Source organism: Cupriavidus sp. 05L310, from assembly GCF_056398185.1.
In genome coordinates, this window is sequence record NZ_JBFTOX010000038.1 from 78,413 (window position 1) to 95,331 (window position 16,919).

Below are 16,919 nucleotides of genomic sequence, written 5' to 3' on the forward strand. Positions count from 1 at the left end.
TGGGCATGTCTGATTGCATGGTAGAGCAAGCGGCGCGCTATGTGCGTGGGCTTGCACTGTGTCCGGCCCCCAACACTTTGCGCCGTCATGGCTGGGCTCGCGGGCCGGGCGCTTGCCGTTCGCCGCTTCCCGGCGATACACTGCACGCTCCTTTCTCGACGCTGCTGCGCAGAAGGTACTTTTTGCCCCGGTCCGCCGGAGGCACCCCCGTACCTTGTATTCCCGGCAGCCATGTCTTCCCTTCCCCGTCTTGAAAAAGCCCTGCAGCGCCAGGGCATCCATGTCGAGCGCATCCAGGGTGTCTATCACCTGCGCAACGAACACGCGCAAGCCTCCGTGCTGTTGCCCGCCACGCTTCCCCTGGAAGCGAAAGCCGTACGGCAGTTGCTCGACTTTGCCGCGGTGCGTTCGCCGGACGGCCACCATGGCGTTTGCAAAGCCTGCGCCACGCCGGACTTTCATCCCGGCGGCATCGCGCCGGTCGGATCGATCGTTGCCACCGACGCGGATTTCGTCATTCCCGCCGCGATTGGTACCGACATCAATTGCGGCATGCGCCTGATTACTACAAGCCTGAAGCAAGCCGCCCTGCTGCCGCAGCAGGATGCCCTTGTGAGCAGGCTGACGCGTGCGCTGCTCGATAACGGCCGCGACATGCCGGTGCATAGCGCCGCGTTCCGCGCCCTATTCGACGAGGGACCCGCCGCGTTCATCGATCGCGTGGCGCCGCAAGGCTTGTGGGCGCAGGTCGATCGTGCCCGGCTGGAGGCCGAACTTGCCGCTTGCGTCGGACTGGATGCGTTTGGCGGGAGTGCCCGCTATGCGCCGGATGCGCACGTCGGCAATCGCGAGGTCTTTCGCGATCCCTGTCTCGGCACGCCGGGCGGGGGCAATCATTTTGTCGAACTGCAGGTGGTGGACGAGATCTTCGACAGGCACGCGGCATATCGCGTCGGCCTGGCGCCCGGCGATGTCGTGGCGATGATCCACAGCGGCTCGCGCGATGTCGGCTTCTACGTGGGCCGGCGCTGGATGGACCGGGCGCGCCAGGCCTGGCCCGCAGGCCTGAAGCATCCGACGAGCGGGCTGTACGGCTTGGCGGGCAGCCTGGCGCACGAGTACCTGGTGGCCATGGGTACGGCGGCACGCTATGCCTGGGCCAACCGGGTGGTGCTGGCCGAACTCGTGCGCAAGGAACTGGCCGAGTTGTGCGGCGCGACGGCTTCACGGCTGGTGGTCGACGTGCCGCATAACGTGGTGCTGCGCGAAAACGGCCTCAATATCCACCGCAAGGGCGCGACACCCGCGCATCACGGCGACCTGGCCCTGATCCCCGGTTCCATGGGGGATGCTTCCTATATAGTGAGCGGTTTGGGTCACACCGATTGGCTCTCGTCATGCAGCCACGGAGCCGGCCGCAGTGTCCGGCGCCAGGCTTTGCGCCGCTTGAAAAGCGATCATGCCAACGCCGGGTGGCGCTGCGTCACGCTGCGCGAGGAGCGCAGGGTGGAAGAAGCGCCCGAGGCCTACAAGCCGATCGGTCCGGTGCGGCAGGCACAGGAAGAGGCCGGGCTGATCGAAGCAGTGGCGCGGTTGAAGCCTTGGGTGACCTTCAAGGCTTGAAATCGCGGCGGTGTTCGAATGGTGTTCGAATGGCAGTGCATGCGCACGCTAAGTCATGGTGCGTTGCAGCGTAATGGTGTACATGTTAATGCCTGGGGGCCGCATGGCCCTCAGCCATACCTTGACGCACGACACTCCAGATTGAAACAGGGGTGGTCAAGCTCCGAGCCTTGTGCTTAAATTCACCCCGTTGGATGAAACAGGGGTGCCGTACGGATGGGCCGTGCGGCTGAGAGAGTCCCTTCGAACCCGATCCGGCTAGTACCGGCGTGGGAAGTTTCATGGTTACCGAAAAGCTCCTGCCTTCTCCAAGGCACATGATCCCGGCCCCGGCGCCGCGGCCATGCTCACAGGGCTCCTGGTTTCGTCCATCCCCGCAAGAGAGAGGACGACACCCATGGCCCGCACAAATACCGCCCCCGCCGCATCTTTCGAGTCGCTTGAAACCGATCTCGACAAAAAATTCGCCTATCCGGCATCCAGCAAGACCTACCTGACCGGCAGCCGCCCCGATATCCGCGTGCCGCTGCGCACGATCCTGCAGACGTCCACGCGCACGGACAAGGGCGAGATGTCCAATCCGCCGATTCCCGTGTACGACACCTCGGGCCCGTACAGCGATCCGGACATCCATATCGACCTGAAGGCCGGCCTGCCATCGGTGCGCGGCAAGTGGATCGAAGAGCGAGGCGACACCGAAGTGCTGTCCGGCCTGTCGTCGGAATACGGCCTGGCACGCGCCGCTGATCCGGCCACCGCGCACCTGCGCTTTGCCCAGCTGACCAACCCGCGCCGCGCCAAGGCCGGCGCCAACGTGTCGCAGATGCACTATGCGCGCCGCGGCATCATCACGCCCGAGATGGAATACGTGGCGCTGCGCGAGTCGCTGAACCTGCAAGCGCTGTACGACAAGCCCGAATACAAGGCGCTGCTGCGCCAGCACCCCGGCAATGCGCTGGGTGCCGCGCTGCCGCTGCGCCCGGAAGACATGACGCCGGAATTCGTGCGCAAGGAAATCGCCGCCGGCCGCGCCATCATTCCCGCCAACATCAACCACACCGAACTGGAGCCGATGGCGATCGGGCGCAATTTCCGCGTCAAGATCAACGGCAACCTGGGCAACTCCGCCGTGACGTCGTCGCTGGCCGAGGAAGTGGAAAAGATGGTGTGGTCGATCCGCTGGGGCGCCGACACCATCATGGATCTGTCCACCGGCAAGCACATCCATGAAACCCGCGAGTGGATCCTGCGCAATTCGCCGGTGCCCATCGGCACGGTGCCCATCTACCAGGCGCTGGACAAGACCGGCGGCATCGCCGAGGACCTGACCTGGGAAATGTTCCGCGACACGCTGATCGAGCAGGCCGAGCAGGGCGTGGACTACTTCACCATCCACGCCGGCGTGCTGCTGCGCTATGTGCCGATGACCGCGGACCGCGTCACCGGCATCGTCTCGCGCGGTGGTTCGATCATGGCCAAGTGGTGCCTGGCGCATCACAAGGAAAACTTCCTGTACACGCACTTCGACGAGATCTGCGAAATCATGAAGGCGTACGACGTGTCGTTCAGCCTCGGTGATGGCCTGCGTCCCGGCTGTATCGCCGACTCCAACGACGACGCCCAGTTCGGCGAACTGCGCACGCTCGGCGAGCTGACCGACAAGGCCTGGAAGCACGACGTGCAGGTCATGATCGAAGGCCCGGGCCACGTGCCGCTGCAGCGCATCCAGGCCAACATGGATGAAGAGCTGAAGCACTGCTACGAAGCGCCGTTCTACACGCTCGGACCGCTGGTGACGGACATCGCCCCCGGCTACGACCACATCACCAGCGGCATCGGCGCGGCCAATATCGGCTGGATGGGCACGGCCATGCTGTGCTACGTCACGCCGAAGGAGCACTTGGGCCTGCCGGACAAGGAAGACGTGCGCGAAGGCATCATCACCTACAAGATCGCCGCCCACGCGGCCGACCTTGCCAAGGGCTGGCCGGGCGCGCAGCTGCGCGACAACGCACTGTCCAAGGCGCGCTTCGAGTTCCGCTGGGAAGACCAGTTCAACCTCGGCCTGGACCCGGAACGCGCGCGTTCGTACCACGACGCCACGCTGCCGGCCGAAGGCGCCAAGATCGCGCATTTCTGCTCGATGTGCGGTCCCAAGTTCTGCTCGATGAAGATCACGCAGGAAGTGCGCGACTACGCCGCTTCGCTCAAGCCGGAAGCCGAGAAAGGCATGCAGGAAAAGTCGATCGAGTTCGTCAAGAGCGGCAGCAAGATCTACTCGTAAGGCAATGCAATGGGTGCGGCGCTCGCCAACGTGGGCGCCGCATGCGAAGTTCTGTGCCCTTCCCGATGGACAGGGCACGCCATGACTTAAAGGAGGCCGGCGCGCCGCCGCGCAGTCGCGGCGAGCACCGGCACAACCATCCCCATGACAACGCAGTCGTTTGATGTGGCCGTGCTCGGCGCCGGTCTGGCCGGGCGCCTTTCCGCCTGGCAACTGGTACGTGCCGGCCTGCGCGTGGCGCTGGTCGAACGCGCCGGCCCCGATGGCGCCGGCTCGGCCGCGCATGTGGCGGCGGCGATGCTGGCGCCCCTGGCGGAATCCGCCATCGCCGAGCGCCGCATCGTCGAGCTGGGCACCGCCAGCGTCGACCTGTGGCGCGCCTGGGTGGCCGAATTGCCGGAGCCGGTGTTCTTCCAGGAGGACGGCACGCTGGTGGTCTGGCATACCCGCGACCGCAGCGAGATGTCGCTGTTCACCAGCCGCGTGCGCGCGGTGGCGCCGCCCGAGCTGGTGGCGGAGCGCATGCGCGCGCTCGACGGCAACGGCGTGGCCGCTCTCGAGCCTGCGCTGGCGGGCCGCTTTTCCCAGGGCCTGCTGCTGGCCGGTGAAGGCCAGCTCGACAATCGCGGCACGTTGCGCGCGTTGCTGGCCTGCGCGGTTGGCGGCGGCCTGCATTGCGTGTGGGAAGCCGGCGAAGTCGAGGCCGGCGACCTGCCGGCGCTTGGCATCTGCGCACGCGTGGTGCTGGATTGCCGCGGCCTTGGCGCGCGCGCGGCGTGGCCCGGGCAGCCGGCCGCGCACGGCAGCATGCCGGGTTTGCGCGGGCTGCGCGGCGAAGTGGTGCGCGTGCACGCGCCCGAAGTCAAGCTGCATCGCCCGGTGCGCCTGCTGCATCCGCGCTATCCGATCTATATCGCGCCCAAGCCCAACGATCTGTACGTGATCGGCGCCACTGAACTCGAAAGCGAGGACGATTCGCCGATGAGCGTGCGCTCGGCGCTGGAACTACTGTCGGCGGCGTATTCGCTGCATCCGGCGTTCGGCGAGGCGCGCGTGCTGGAACTCAATGTGCAGCGCCGCCCGACGCGCCCGGACCACCTGCCGGCCATCCGCGTCGACCAGCATGCCCGCATCGTGCGCCTCAACGGCCTGTACCGGCATGGCTTCCTGATCGCGCCGGCAGTCACCGAGGCAGCCTGCCAGGTAGTGCGGGCCCTGCTCGATGACGACCCCGCGGCCTATGCCGTGCCGGCAGCGCTGCGCTGGCCCGGCATGATCGTGGCCGCGCTTGATACCGTTGCCGGCTCGCCGGTGCTGCACTGAACGGAACAGAACAGAACGCCCATGGATATCGTGCTCAACGGCCGTCCGCTGGCTCTTGCCGACAACGCCACCCTGGCCGACGCGGTGGCTGGCGCCGGCATCGCGCCGCCCTTTGCCGCCGCGCTCAACGGCCAGTTCGTGCCGCGCGCCGCGCATGCGGCCACCGCGCTCGCCGCCGGCGACCGCATCGACCTTGTGCAACCCGTGACGGGAGGCTGACCCAACATGACCCTCAATACCGCTGAATCGCGCCGCGACCTGCTCGGCGATCCCTTCGTGCTCTATGGCGAGTCGTTCGCCTCGCGCCTGTTGCTGGGCACCGCGCGCTATCCGTCTCCCGCCACCTTGCAGGCCGCGGTGGAAGTGGCAAAGCCTGCCATGCTGACGGTGGCGCTGCGCCGCCAGGGCGCGGTCGGAGAAGGCGAGGGCGGCCAGGCCTTCTGGCAGATGCTCAGGTCGCTGGACGTGCCGGTACTGCCCAATACCGCCGGCTGCATGGCGCCGCAGGAAGCCATCACCACCGCCATGATGGCGCGCGAGGTGTTCGAGACCGACTGGATCAAGCTCGAGCTGGTTGGCGACGACTACACCCTGCAGCCCGATACGCTCAACCTGCCTGCCGTGGCCGAGACGCTGATCAAGGAAGGCTTCAAGGTGCTGCCGTATTGCACGGAAGACCTGGTGCTGTGCCGCCGGCTGCTTGATGTCGGCTGCCAGGCGCTGATGCCCTGGGCCGCGCCGATCGGCACCGGCAAGGGCGCCGTCAACCCGCACGCCATGCGCCTGCTGCGCGAACGGCTGCCGGATACGCCGCTGATCGTCGATGCCGGCCTTGGCCTGCCATCGCATGCAGCCCAGGTACTGGAGTGGGGCTACGACGGCGTGCTGCTGAACACCGCCGTGGCGCAAGCCGCCTACCCGGTGAACATGGCCCGCGCTTTCGCGCTGGCCGTCGACGCCGGCCGCACCGCCTACCTGGCCGGCCCCATGCCCGAGCGCGACATTGCGCAGGCGAGCACGCCGGTGGTGGGCATGCCGTTCTGGCACGCCGAAGGCGTGGAGGACCGCGCATGACGAGCCACAGTATCCAGGCCGGTGTCGACGCCGCGCTGCACGACACACTGCTGGCGCGCTACGGCGCCACATTCGGCAGCAATGAGAAAGCGTGGCGCGTATGGACGCAGGCCGCCGTGCCCGCCGCGCTCGGCGATGCCGACGTGGTGCTGTTCGACGGCGAAGCCGATGCCGGCACGCTGGCGCGCATCGGCGCCGCCGGCGCCATCGCCATCGAAAGCGACCGCGAGGGCGGGCAATGGAGCGATACCGTGCGCTCGCCGATGGGCACCTGGGTGTTCAACGCCCATGCCGACGGCGACACCGCGCACTCGCCGGCCTTCGTGGCCGTGCTGCTGGCTTGCCTGGCACTGCATTTTCCCGCGCATGACGCACTCTGCCTGGCGCGTGCATGGCAGCCCGGCTCGCAGGAATGGCCGGTGGAATTCGCGCGATTCCCACGCGTGCGCCATGCCGCGCTGGTCGCGCCGGAGTCGCGCGTCGAGCCATTCGCGCCGTGCCCGCCGCTGGGCTTGTATGCGGTGGTGCCGAGTGCCGAGTGGATCGAGCGCCTGGTGCCGCTGGCGGTGCCCACGGTGCAGTTGCGCTTCAAGTCGGACGATGCGCAGGCCGTGCGCAGTGAAATCGAGCGCGCTGCGAACGCCGCGCGTGGCAGCGCGTCGCGCCTGTTTATCAACGACCACTGGCGTGCGGCTATCGACTATCACGCCAGCCACGGCAACGACAGCGCGGCCAGCGGCATCTACGGTATCCACCTCGGCCAGGAAGATCTCGACGAAGCAGACCTCGATGCGCTGCGCGCCTCCGGGCTGCGGCTTGGTGTGTCCACGCACGGCTATGCGGAGATGCTGCGCGTGGCGATGATCGGCCCGAGCTACCTGGCGCTGGGCGCGATTTTCCCGACCACCACCAAGGTGATGCCGACCGCGCCGCAGGGGCTGGGGCGCTTCCATGCGTACGTCAGGCTGATGCGGCCCGTGGTGCCTTCGCTGGTGGGCATCGGAGGCGTCGACGCGGCACGGTTGCCGCAGGTGCTGGCCGCGGGCGTGGGCAGCGCGGCGGTGGTCCGCGCGATTACCGAGGCGGCGGATGTGCCGGCCGCGGTGAGCAACCTGCTGGGAATGTTCCCGGAGGCATGAATGCCTCCGGCCCGTAGGTTGGCCAGGCGGGAACCCGGGCCCGCCACCACTGCCATAACACCCATGCCACCTGCAGACATCCGCCTTGCCACGCCGGCGGACATATCCACTCTCCCCGCCATCGAACGCGCCGCCGCCGCGCTATTCCCTGCGGTTGACCTGCCAGCGGCGCTGCGCGAGCAAGTCACCCCGATCGAAGACTTCCGGCGCGCGCAGCGCGAGTGCCGCCTGTGGGTTGCCATCGCCACCGACGGCACCGTCGCCGGCTTCGCGCTGGCCAGCCTGCATGGACATCACGCCTACCTCGACGAGATGGATGTGCATCCCATCCATGCCCGCCGCGGCTTCGGCCGCGCACTGGTGAACGCCGTAGCCGTTTCTTTCCGTCAGCAGGGCGTGCAATCGCTAGGCCTCACCACGTTCAGCCACCTCCCCTGGAACGCGCCGTTCTATGCGCGCCTCGGCTTTCGCCGGCTCGACGACGCCGGCCTCTGCCCCCGGCTGGCCGCCGTGCTGACGCACGAGGCCATTCTTGGCCTGCGGCAGCGCATTGCCATGCGCCTGGTGCTGCAGGCGCCGCATTGCGTTACGATAGCGCCGTGTCATCCACCCCGGCGAACACCGTGATCTCGCCCCAGTTCATCAGCCGCGTCTGCCTGCGGCGCGACATCGTCGACAGCTTCGAGCGCTATCCCTTCTGCCTGCTGGCGGTGCGCACGCTGGATGCGATAGCGATGCATCCCAAGGTCACCTTCCTGGTCGGCGAGAACGGCTCGGGCAAAACCACGCTGATGGAGGCCATCGCCGTGCTGCGCGTGCTGCTCGATGGTGAGCCGGGCGAAGCGAAAGAGCCGACCTGAATGCTGCGCTGTCCCACTCTGGTCGCTTCCTTGTTGATGCTGCTTGTCACATTCAGTGCAGGGGATGCGCGCTGGATGGACGGCGTTGGTTTTCTTGACCACGCGTTGCAGGGCGGTGTCCTTGTCTGGATATTCCTGTTTTGCCTGCTGGCCTACATTCCGCTGCTGGTGCTGGTCGCCAGCTACGCGCTGCGCGATCTGATGGCGCTCTACCTCTATAGAACCCGGCGCGCAGTCGTCAGCCTGCTCTTGTTTGTCGTGATTCCGTCCATTGCGCTTTACCGCTTCAATGCGTGGTTCGTCCGGGAGATCCTGTAGGGCACAAGAGCGTGCGGTGAACGGCCAGGTCCGCACCATGCGCATCGCGTTGGCGTTACGATTGCGGCCGGCGATGCCGTGGCCGAAGGCCAGGCCGTGGTGGAATTCGCAGAACTCGAACAAGGAAACCCTGTTTTGGAAAGTCCCGCTCAGATTGTCCCGGTTGCGCCGGGCACGCCCGAGAAGCCCTATTTCGGCATCGACGTGCCGCTGATGCGCCATCTCGGCCTGCAACCCGTGCAGATGGAGGCGGGCCTGTGCCGCACGCGCCTGCCGGTCAGCCCGTTCCTGGTCAACAGCCGGGGCGACGTACATGGCGGCACCTTGATGGCGACGCTGGATTTCACGCTCAGCGGCGCGGCGCGCTCGCATGCGCCGCTCGATACCGGCGTGATCACCATCGATATGTCCACGCACTTCCTGGCCGCCGCGCGCGGTGAACTGCACCTGGAAGCGCGCTGCATGCGGCGCGGCGCGCGCATCGCTTTTTGCGAAGGCGAAGTGAAGAATGCCGCCGGCGAGGTGGTGTGCGTGGCGCGCGCGGCGTTCAAGCTGGTGCCGCTGAGCAGCGGCGGCGACTGACGCTTCAGGCGTTGCCGCTGGCCGGACGATAGACTTGGGCGAAGCGCGCCTGCTGGACGATGCCGTAGTCGTTCGGGGCGTACTGCATCAGCCAGTCGCCGGCCGCGCCATGCAGTACGTCGCCGCCGGTGGAGCGGGCAATGCTGAAGGCTTCGTTCATGCGTTTGGCGAGCACGACGCCCGGGATGTTCCGGTAGGCGCCGTCCTGGCCGTGCGTGCCGGTTTGCAGCGGTTCGTACTTCGGGTCGAAACGCTCGCGCGATACGACCCAGCGGTCGCCGGTGGAGCCGGTGATGATGGCGTCGCCGGGCTGGTAGCGGTTGGGGCCTTCGAGGCTGATGAGTTCGCCGGGTTCCTTGGCGAAGGCTACCTGGACGACTTCATGCTTTTGGTAGGGGGCGGCGGCGGGGTCGGTGCGCAGGTCGATGTGGGTCAGGGTGGGCATGGTGCGATAAGGGCCTGAAAGCTCAAAGTCAAAGTCAAAGTCAAAGGCAGTTTCACTCCCCTGCGGGGAGCGACCTGCTTTCTTGGCTTGCCAAGAAAGTAGGCAAAGAAGGCGCCCCATACGGCCTCTAACGCCGTCACGGCTCGCTTCGCTTCGCATTGGGGGGGCTGCTCGTGTTTCACCCCAGTACCCGCGGCGCAAAGCCGTGGTTCAGCGGCCCGTTGCCCGCCCCAAGCTCAAAGTCGGCGCCCGCCACGATCGCATCGGCCACAAAATCCAGCGCCACTTCCACCGCATCTTCCAGCGTATCGCCGCGCGCGAGTTGCGCCGCGATGGCCGCCGCCAGCGTGCAGCCGGTGCCATGCAGGTTGCGGGTTTCAACGCGTGGATGGGAGAACACGCGCACGGTGCCGTCGGCGCCCAGCAGCAGGTCGTCCAGGCCGGCATCTTCCGGCTCCAGGTGCCCGCCCTTGAGCAGCACCGCCGGGCAGCCCAGCGCGGCCAGGTCGCGTGCCGCCTGCTCCATTTCGTCACGCCGGGTGATCTTGCGGCCCAGCAGATAGGACGCTTCCGGCAGGTTGGGCGTGACCAGCGCGGCGCGCGGGAACAGCAGGCTGACCATGGCCCGGGTGGTGGCGTCGTCCGCCAGCGTGGCGCCGGAGGTGGAGATCATCACGGGGTCCACCACCAGCCGGCGGATGCCGTGGCGGTCCACCGCGGCGGCTACCGCTTCGACGATGGCCGCCGTGCCCAGCATGCCGGTCTTGGCCGCATCCACCCCGATATCGCTGGCCACCGCGTCGATCTGCGCCGCCACCATGTCGGCCGGGATGGCGTGCACGCCGGTCACGCCCAGGGTGTTCTGGGCGGTGATGGCGGTGATCGCGCTCATGCCGAAGCAGCCCAGCGCGGCAAAGGTCTTGAGATCGGCCTGGATGCCGGCGCCGCCGCCCGAGTCGGAGCCGGCGATGGTCAGGGTGCGCGGGGGGCGGTGTGTCGTCTGGGTCATGTATCGGACGGGCGGCAAATAAAAAACGTGTTGGCGGCAATGCGCGGCGCCTTTTGGCAGGCTACAATACCGCCACTCCGAGGAGCGTTGCAACGAATGGGCCCCATTGTGCCATTCGCCAGGCTCGGACTGTCTTCAACGGCGCTCGCTGATCCGTGGCACATACACGGAGGCGAGTCGACCTATCCGCCCGTTATGCAAAGTGGCTTTTTCCGCCACGGCATGGCGCGGCCGTATCCCCCGCACTTGTCCTTCGTCGCCACTCTTCATCGGAGTGAAACATGAACGCAGTGACTGACCTCAAGAACGACTACCTGGTGGCCGACATCAACCTCGCAGGCTGGGGCCGCAAGGAAATCGCCATCGCCGAGACCGAGATGCCCGGCCTGATGGCCATCCGCGACGAGTTCGCCGCCGCCCAGCCCCTGAAGGGCGCGCGCATCGCCGGCTCGCTGCACATGACCATCCAGACCGCCGTGCTGATCGAGACGCTGGCCGCGCTCGGCGCCGACGTGCGCTGGGCTTCGTGCAACATCTTCTCGACCCAGGACCATGCTGCCGCGGCCATCGCCGCCTCGGGCACGCCGGTGTTCGCCTTCAAGGGCGAATCGCTGAAGGAATACTGGGACTTCACCCATCGCATCTTCGACTGGGCGGATGGCGGCACCCCCAACATGATCCTGGACGACGGCGGCGACGCCACGCTGCTGCTGCACCTGGGCGCCCGCGCCGAGAAGGACGCATCGCTGATCGCCAAGCCGGGCAGCGAGGAAGAGACCTTCCTGTTCGCCGCGATCAAGGAAAAGCTGGCCAAGGACCCGTCCTGGTACAGCCGTAATCTGGACGCCATCAAGGGCGTGACCGAGGAAACCACCACGGGCGTGCACCGCCTGTACCAGATGGCGCAAAAGGGCGAGCTCAAGTTCCCCGCCATCAACGTCAACGACTCGGTGACCAAGAGCAAGTTCGACAACCTGTATGGCTGCCGTGAATCGCTGGTGGACGGCATCAAGCGCGCCACCGACGTGATGATCGCCGGCAAGGTTGCGCTGGTGGCCGGCTACGGCGACGTGGGCAAGGGCAGCGCGCAGGCACTGCGCGCCCTGTCGGCCCAGGTGTGGGTGACCGAAGTCGACCCGATCTGCGCGCTGCAGGCCGCGATGGAAGGCTACCGCGTGGTGACCATGGAATACGCTGCCGACAAGGCCGACATCTTCGTCACCTGCACCGGCAACTACCACGTCATTACCCATGACCACATGGCCAAGATGAAGGACCAGGCCATCGTCTGCAACATCGGCCACTTCGACAACGAGATCGACATCGCCTCGCTGGAAAAGTACGAGTGGGACGAGATCAAGCCGCAGGTCGACCATGTGGTCTTCCCCGCGGTTGGCGACCAGCCGGGCAAGAAGCTGATCATCCTGGCCAAGGGCCGCCTGGTGAACCTGGGCTGCGGCACGGGCCACCCGTCGTACGTGATGAGCAGCTCGTTCGCCAACCAGACCATCGCCCAGATCGAACTGTGGCAGGAACGCGATAGCGGCAAGTACCCGGTCGGCGTCTACACGCTGCCCAAGCATCTGGACGAGAAGGTCGCGCGCCTGCAGCTGAAGAAGCTCAACGCGCAACTGTCCGAGCTGACCGAGCAGCAGGCAGCCTATATCGGCGTGAAGAAGGAAGGCCCGTACAAGGCCGATCACTACCGCTATTGATCCGCTGATCAGCAGATCGGCTTTTGATCTGTCTCTGACCGATCCCCGGATCGTCAACCCGCGGCGTGCCCACGCCGCGGGCGTGCTGCCCCGAATCCGTTTCACCCAAGCGAAGGAGTCGTCATGAGACTGTTGGCCGTCTGGATCATCAATGCCGCCGCGCTGTTCCTGGTGGGTAGCCTGATCGATGGGATTCATCTTGGCGGCTTCGGCTCGGCCATGATTGCCGCCCTGGTGCTCGGCCTGGTGAATACCTTGATCCGCCCGATCCTGGTGATCCTCACCTTGCCGGTGACGCTGCTGACGCTTGGCCTGTTTATCTTCGTGATCAACGCGCTGCTGTTCCTGTTCGTGGGCAAGCTGCTGGCCGGTTTCGTGGTCACCGGCTTTGGCGCGGCCTTGCTAGGCTCGATCCTCTACAGCGTGATCTCCTGGGCGCTATCCAGCCTGCTGCTGGGCGAGCGCCGCAGCGCCTGACGCCTGCTGGCGTCCCATGCCAATTTTTCAGCGCGCCGCGCCATAGGCGGCGCGCCACCATCATGCAAGACCGCTACTTCAGCTTCGAATTCTTCCCGCCCAAGACGGCGGAGGGCGCCGAGAAGCTGCGCAACACGCGTGCGCAACTCGCTCCGCTGCATCCCAAGTTCATCTCGGTGACGTTCGGCGCCGGCGGCACCACCCAGCAGGGCACGCTGGATGCCGTGCTGGAAATCCAGCGCGAAGGCATCGAGGCCGCGCCGCACCTGTCGTGCGTGGGTTCCTCGCGCGAGAGCATCCGCGATATCCTCAAGACCTATCGCGATGGCGGCATCCGCCATATCGTGGCGCTGCGCGGCGACATGCCATCGGGCATGGGCGAGATCGGCGAGTTCCGCTTTGCCAATGAGCTGGTGGAATTCATCCGCGCCGAGACCGGCGACTGGTTCAATATCGAAGTGGCGGCCTATCCCGAGTACCACCCGCAGGCCAAGTCGCCGCGCCACGATCTCGAGAATTTCGTGCGCAAGGTCAAGGCCGGCGCCGACTCCGCCATCACCCAGTACTTCTTCAACGCCGACGCGTACTTCCGCTTCGTCGACGACGTGCGCGCCATGGGCGTGGAAGTGCCGATCGTGCCGGGCATCATGCCGATCACCAATTCCTCGCAGCTGATGCGCTTCTCCGAGATGTGCGGCGCCGAAGTGCCGCGCTGGGTGGCCAAGCGGCTGGAAGGCTTTGGCGACGATCGCGAATCGATCCGCGCCTTTGGCCTGGACGTGGTCACCGCGCTGTGCGAGCGTTTGCTGGCGGCCGGCGTACCGGGGCTGCATTTCTATACGCTCAACACGGCCAGCGCGACCAAGGCGATCTGGCAGCGCCTGAAGCTCTAAGGCATCTCTCAGCGCCAGACGCGATGCCACGCCGCCCCGATCCCTTCATCGACCATCTGCTCGAACTGATGGGGCCGCTGGCGGCGCGCATCGGGCCGATCACCTCGCGCCGCATGTTCGGCGGCCATGCCTTGTACTACGACGGCCTGGTGTTCGCGCTGGTCCTGGGCGGGCGCTGCTTCCTGAAAGTCGACGACAAGACGCGGGCGCGTTTCAAGGCCGAGGGCGGCGAGCCGTTCCGCTACAACCGTGCCGGGCGCGAGATCGCCATGCTTCACTACCTGAGCGCGCCGCCGGCCTGCCTGGAGTCGGCCGAGGCCATGACGGCCTGGGCGCGCCTGTCGGTGGAATCCACGCTGCGGCTGGCCAACCAGGCTGGCTGAACGGCGGACCGGAACCCGTTCCGGCACCCGGCCGCGCGGTGGCATACTTTGGCTCATGGTCACCGCCGTCACCGCTACGTTTCGTTTCTACGAGGAACTGAACGACTTCCTGCCGCGTGCGCAGCGCGGACTGGACTGCGTTTGCGCCTGCGCGCGCGCCGCCACCGTCAAGCACATGATCGAGGCGCTGGGGGTACCGCACACCGAGGTCGAGCTGATCCTGGTGAACGGCGAGTCATGTGGATTCGAGCGCCCGCTGCAGGATGGCGACCGCGTGTCCGTTTATCCCAAGTTCGAAGCCTTCGACGTCACACCGTTGCTGCGCGTGCGCGACGAGCCACTACGCACCACGCGCTTCGTTGCCGACGCCCATCTGGGCGGGCTGGCCCACCTGCTGCGGCTGACCGGCTTCGACACCCTCTACGACAACCATTTCGCCGATAGCGAGATCGAGGCCATCGCCATGCGCGAGGGACGCATCGTGCTCACGCGTGACCGCGAACTGCTCAAGCGCCGCGGCGTCACCCACGGCTGCTATGTGCGCGCCATCAAGGCCACGCCGCAGTTGCGCGAGATCTTCGCGCGACTGGACCTGGCCCGCAGCGCGCGGCCGTTCTCGCTGTGCCTGGATTGCAATGTGCCGCTGCGGCCGATCGGCAAGGCCGAGGTGGATGGCCGCGTGCCGGCGGGCGTGTTTGCGCGGCAGGAGCGGTTTGTGACTTGCGGGTGCTGTCAGAGGGTGTTTTGGGAGGGGTCGCATTGGCGGCATATGAGGGATTTGGTGGATGAGTTGGTGCCTGCGGGGCGGATTTAGTTGGTGGCTTGTTTGTTTGAGGCGATGGCCTTTGGACCCGAGAGCCTTACAACATCCCTCTGCTGGGGTGGTCGCAGTTTCTTTGATCGGCGATGGTTATTGCACCCAAGTGCGTACGACATCCCCCTGCGGGGGACGCCGGTCACTCTTTTTTGCTTCGGCAAAGAAGACTAACGAGAAGAAAGCCGACCCTGCCGGGGGCAGAGCAATCGCGGGTGCGCAGGGTGCTGGTTTCGTCGTATGGGCAGCGGTTCTGCTGGTATCTGCCGTTACCGGCTTGCAGGGCAGCGCAATGGCGTGCCCCATGGGTTTCGTGGTGCGGCCCCTGACCTCGTGTGCAGTGCCCATTCCCACATCTGCCGTTCGCGGTGCGAGGGGCTGCGCCGTTTCGGGTGTGGCTGGTTTCGTGGTTTTGTCTCGGAGAGCAGGCGCGGTGATGTTCGAGCGTGACCCTCGCGAACCGGGCCACCACCACGAAACCAAGGGCATTGAGAGCAAGGTGCCGCTCGCGCCGGTACGGCAGGGCATCAAATGGCAGGGCGCCCGCCGCCAGAGACAAAACCACGAAACCACCAAGGCGGGCAGCGTCGTGGCGCTCGGCACCGCGAACGGCAGATGGCCGAATGGTCACCGCGCCCGAGGTTGGGGGCCCCACCACGTGACCAATGGGTAATGCAGTGGCGATGTCCTTCAAGCCGGTGAGGCACGCCAGCCAACACTCAGGGCCGTACGACGAAACCACCGAGGCCCATCAGCCTTATTGCTCTGCCCCCGGCAGGGTCGGCTTTCTTCTCGTTAGTCTTCTTTGCCGAAGCAAAGAAGAGTGACCGGCGTCCCCCGCAGGGGGATGTCGTACGCACTTGGGTGCAATAACCATCGCCGATCAAAGAAACTGCGACCAACCCCACAGGGGGTGAGCTTCCCCCGAAATTTCGCCTTCCAAGAGGTGAGGTATAACCTCAACCAGTTGGAAGGAAGCGAAATGCGAAAGATACCGAAACAGGAATTCACTGCGGAGTTCAAGGAACAGGCCGTCAGGCAACTGCGTGCCGGGAAGACGACAGGAGAGCTGGCTGCGGAATTGGGCGTGTCTGATCAGACACTGCGCAACTGGCGCAAGGCCGCCGAGGCCGGCAAGCTCAATGGGGCTGGTGCCAAGCCTGTGACTGCTGAACAGATGGAGCTGTCGCGCCTGCGCGCGGAGAACAAGCGCTTGGCGATGGAGCTTGAAATCGCAAAAAAGGCAGCGGCGTACTTCGCGAGGGACCTTCTGTGAAGTACGCCTGGATCGAGCGGGAACGAGCCACCTATCCGCTGGTGATTCTCTGTAATGTCCTGACGGTTAGTGTGAACGGCTATCGGGCCTGGAAGCGCGGCGGCACACCGTCGCGCAAGCGCCTGACCGATACGCAAATGATGGCGTTGATCCGCGCGACCCATGCCCAGCTCAAAGGCGCATATGGATCGCCACGCATGCTCCGGGAAATCCGTGCGCGAGGCTTCCCAGCCTCCAAGGAACGGGTCGAGCGGCTGATGCGCGAGAACGGCATTCGCGCCCGGCACAAGCGGCGCTGGCGGGCAACGACGAATTCCAGGCACTCGCTGCCGATCGCGCCGAACCGACTGGAGCGCAACTTCACGCCCGCCGCGCCAAATCAGGTTTGGACGGCGGACATGACCTACATCTGGACCGACGAAGGCTGGCTGTATCTGGCCATCGTGCTTGACCTGTTCAACCGCGAAGTGGTTGGCTGGTCGATTCGGCCCCGGATGACGGCAGATATCGTGACAGATGCGCTGGCGATGGCTTGGTTCCGCCGCAAGCCCGCACCGGGATTGATTCACCACTCGGACCGAGGCAGCCAGTATGCTAGCCAGGCCTTCCAGGCCAAGCTGGTGGATTACGGCATGGTCTGCTCGATGAGTCGCAAAGGGAACTGCTGGGACAATGCCCCGAGCGAGAGCTTCTTCAACAGTCTG

17 protein-coding genes, 2 pseudogenes and 2 riboswitches are annotated in these 16,919 nt (G+C 66.0%); of the genes and pseudogenes, 17 read left to right on the top strand and 2 right to left on the bottom strand.

Annotation, left to right across the window (positions count from 1 at the left end; all coding sequences use genetic code 11):
• Positions 1 to 231 precede the first annotated feature (231 nt).
• The 10 genes and pseudogenes from AC1DS6_RS26045 (at position 232) to AC1DS6_RS26090 (ending at position 9,203) form a co-directional block, all read left to right on the top strand.
• Complete coding sequence (locus AC1DS6_RS26045) at positions 232 to 1,623, top strand: RtcB family protein (protein ID WP_441631517.1); 1,392 nt, start codon at positions 232 to 234, stop codon at positions 1,621 to 1,623.
• A gap of 191 nt (positions 1,624 to 1,814) precedes the next feature.
• Positions 1,815 to 1,916, top strand: a riboswitch (TPP riboswitch).
• A 104-nt stretch (positions 1,917 to 2,020) separates the two neighbouring features.
• The gene (gene thiC, locus AC1DS6_RS26050; protein WP_477103457.1) at positions 2,021 to 3,907 is read left to right on the top strand and encodes a phosphomethylpyrimidine synthase ThiC; all 1,887 of its coding nucleotides are present in this window, start codon (positions 2,021 to 2,023) and stop codon (positions 3,905 to 3,907) included.
• 144 nt (positions 3,908 to 4,051) lie between these two features.
• Positions 4,052 to 5,230 (top strand): FAD-dependent oxidoreductase, encoded by a 1,179-nt coding sequence (locus AC1DS6_RS26055; RefSeq protein WP_477103458.1) that lies wholly within the window; start codon positions 4,052 to 4,054, stop codon positions 5,228 to 5,230.
• A 21-nt stretch (positions 5,231 to 5,251) separates the two neighbouring features.
• Positions 5,252 to 5,449 carry a sulfur carrier protein ThiS gene (thiS, locus tag AC1DS6_RS26060; protein ID WP_035868404.1) on the top strand — a complete coding sequence of 66 codons (198 nt, stop codon included), beginning with the start codon at positions 5,252 to 5,254 and terminating at the stop codon, positions 5,447 to 5,449.
• Positions 5,450 to 5,455: 6 nt separating this feature from the next.
• The gene (locus AC1DS6_RS26065) at positions 5,456 to 6,304 is read left to right on the top strand and encodes a thiazole synthase (RefSeq protein ID WP_441635675.1); all 849 of its coding nucleotides are present in this window, start codon (positions 5,456 to 5,458) and stop codon (positions 6,302 to 6,304) included.
• Entirely contained in the window at positions 6,301 to 7,443 is a 1,143-nt protein-coding gene (locus tag AC1DS6_RS26070; protein ID WP_441635677.1) for a thiamine phosphate synthase, read from the top strand. Before AC1DS6_RS26065 ends, AC1DS6_RS26070 begins: the two co-directional genes overlap by 4 nt.
• 63 nt (positions 7,444 to 7,506) lie before the next feature.
• On the top strand, positions 7,507 to 8,070 hold the full coding sequence (locus AC1DS6_RS26075) for a GNAT family N-acetyltransferase (RefSeq protein WP_441635679.1): 564 nt from the start codon (positions 7,507 to 7,509) through the stop codon (positions 8,068 to 8,070).
• Positions 8,067 to 8,252, top strand: a pseudogene (locus tag AC1DS6_RS26080) (AAA family ATPase); the annotation flags it as partial. The gene AC1DS6_RS26075 and the pseudogene AC1DS6_RS26080, both read left to right, overlap by 4 nt.
• A 51-nt stretch (positions 8,253 to 8,303) precedes the next feature.
• Positions 8,304 to 8,621 carry a hypothetical protein gene (locus tag AC1DS6_RS26085; protein ID WP_441635681.1) on the top strand — a complete coding sequence of 106 codons (318 nt, stop codon included), beginning with the start codon at positions 8,304 to 8,306 and terminating at the stop codon, positions 8,619 to 8,621.
• Between the two features lie 135 nt (positions 8,622 to 8,756).
• On the top strand, positions 8,757 to 9,203 hold the full coding sequence (locus tag AC1DS6_RS26090) for a PaaI family thioesterase (protein WP_045236253.1): 447 nt from the start codon (positions 8,757 to 8,759) through the stop codon (positions 9,201 to 9,203).
• Positions 9,204 to 9,207: 4 nt separating this feature from the next.
• Here the strand turns inward: AC1DS6_RS26090 and AC1DS6_RS26095 are convergent, their stop codons facing one another.
• On the bottom strand, positions 9,208 to 9,648 hold the full coding sequence (locus AC1DS6_RS26095) for a PGDYG domain-containing protein (RefSeq protein ID WP_441635683.1): 441 nt from the start codon (positions 9,646 to 9,648) through the stop codon (positions 9,208 to 9,210).
• Positions 9,649 to 9,826: 178 nt separating this feature from the next.
• A complete protein-coding gene (gene thiD / locus AC1DS6_RS26100; protein ID WP_441635685.1) occupies positions 9,827 to 10,657 on the bottom strand; it encodes a bifunctional hydroxymethylpyrimidine kinase/phosphomethylpyrimidine kinase in 831 nt (276 codons plus the stop codon).
• A gap of 73 nt (positions 10,658 to 10,730) precedes the next feature.
• Positions 10,731 to 10,811: riboswitch (S-adenosyl-L-homocysteine riboswitch) on the top strand.
• A gap of 127 nt (positions 10,812 to 10,938) precedes the next feature.
• On the opposite strand from thiD, the gene ahcY reads away from it, so the two are divergent.
• From ahcY to AC1DS6_RS26135, 7 genes and pseudogenes are all read left to right on the top strand, one after another.
• Positions 10,939 to 12,372: an adenosylhomocysteinase gene (gene ahcY / locus AC1DS6_RS26105; RefSeq protein ID WP_441635687.1), complete on the top strand. Its 1,434-nt coding sequence runs from the start codon at positions 10,939 to 10,941 to the stop codon at positions 12,370 to 12,372.
• A gap of 123 nt (positions 12,373 to 12,495) precedes the next feature.
• A complete protein-coding gene (locus AC1DS6_RS26110; RefSeq protein WP_035870441.1) occupies positions 12,496 to 12,849 on the top strand; it encodes a phage holin family protein in 354 nt (117 codons plus the stop codon).
• A gap of 62 nt (positions 12,850 to 12,911) precedes the next feature.
• Entirely contained in the window at positions 12,912 to 13,742 is an 831-nt protein-coding gene (gene metF, locus AC1DS6_RS26115; RefSeq protein WP_045236164.1) for a methylenetetrahydrofolate reductase [NAD(P)H], read from the top strand.
• Positions 13,743 to 13,765: 23 nt separating this feature from the next.
• The gene (locus AC1DS6_RS26120) at positions 13,766 to 14,125 is read left to right on the top strand and encodes a TfoX/Sxy family protein (RefSeq protein ID WP_276289833.1); all 360 of its coding nucleotides are present in this window, start codon (positions 13,766 to 13,768) and stop codon (positions 14,123 to 14,125) included.
• Between the two features lie 55 nt (positions 14,126 to 14,180).
• Positions 14,181 to 14,939 carry a Mut7-C RNAse domain-containing protein gene (locus AC1DS6_RS26125; protein WP_441635689.1) on the top strand — a complete coding sequence of 253 codons (759 nt, stop codon included), beginning with the start codon at positions 14,181 to 14,183 and terminating at the stop codon, positions 14,937 to 14,939.
• A gap of 436 nt (positions 14,940 to 15,375) precedes the next feature.
• Positions 15,376 to 15,612: a hypothetical protein gene (locus AC1DS6_RS26130; RefSeq protein WP_441635691.1), complete on the top strand. Its 237-nt coding sequence runs from the start codon at positions 15,376 to 15,378 to the stop codon at positions 15,610 to 15,612.
• A gap of 309 nt (positions 15,613 to 15,921) precedes the next feature.
• A pseudogene (locus AC1DS6_RS26135) lies at positions 15,922 to 16,919 on the top strand (IS3 family transposase); the annotation flags it as partial.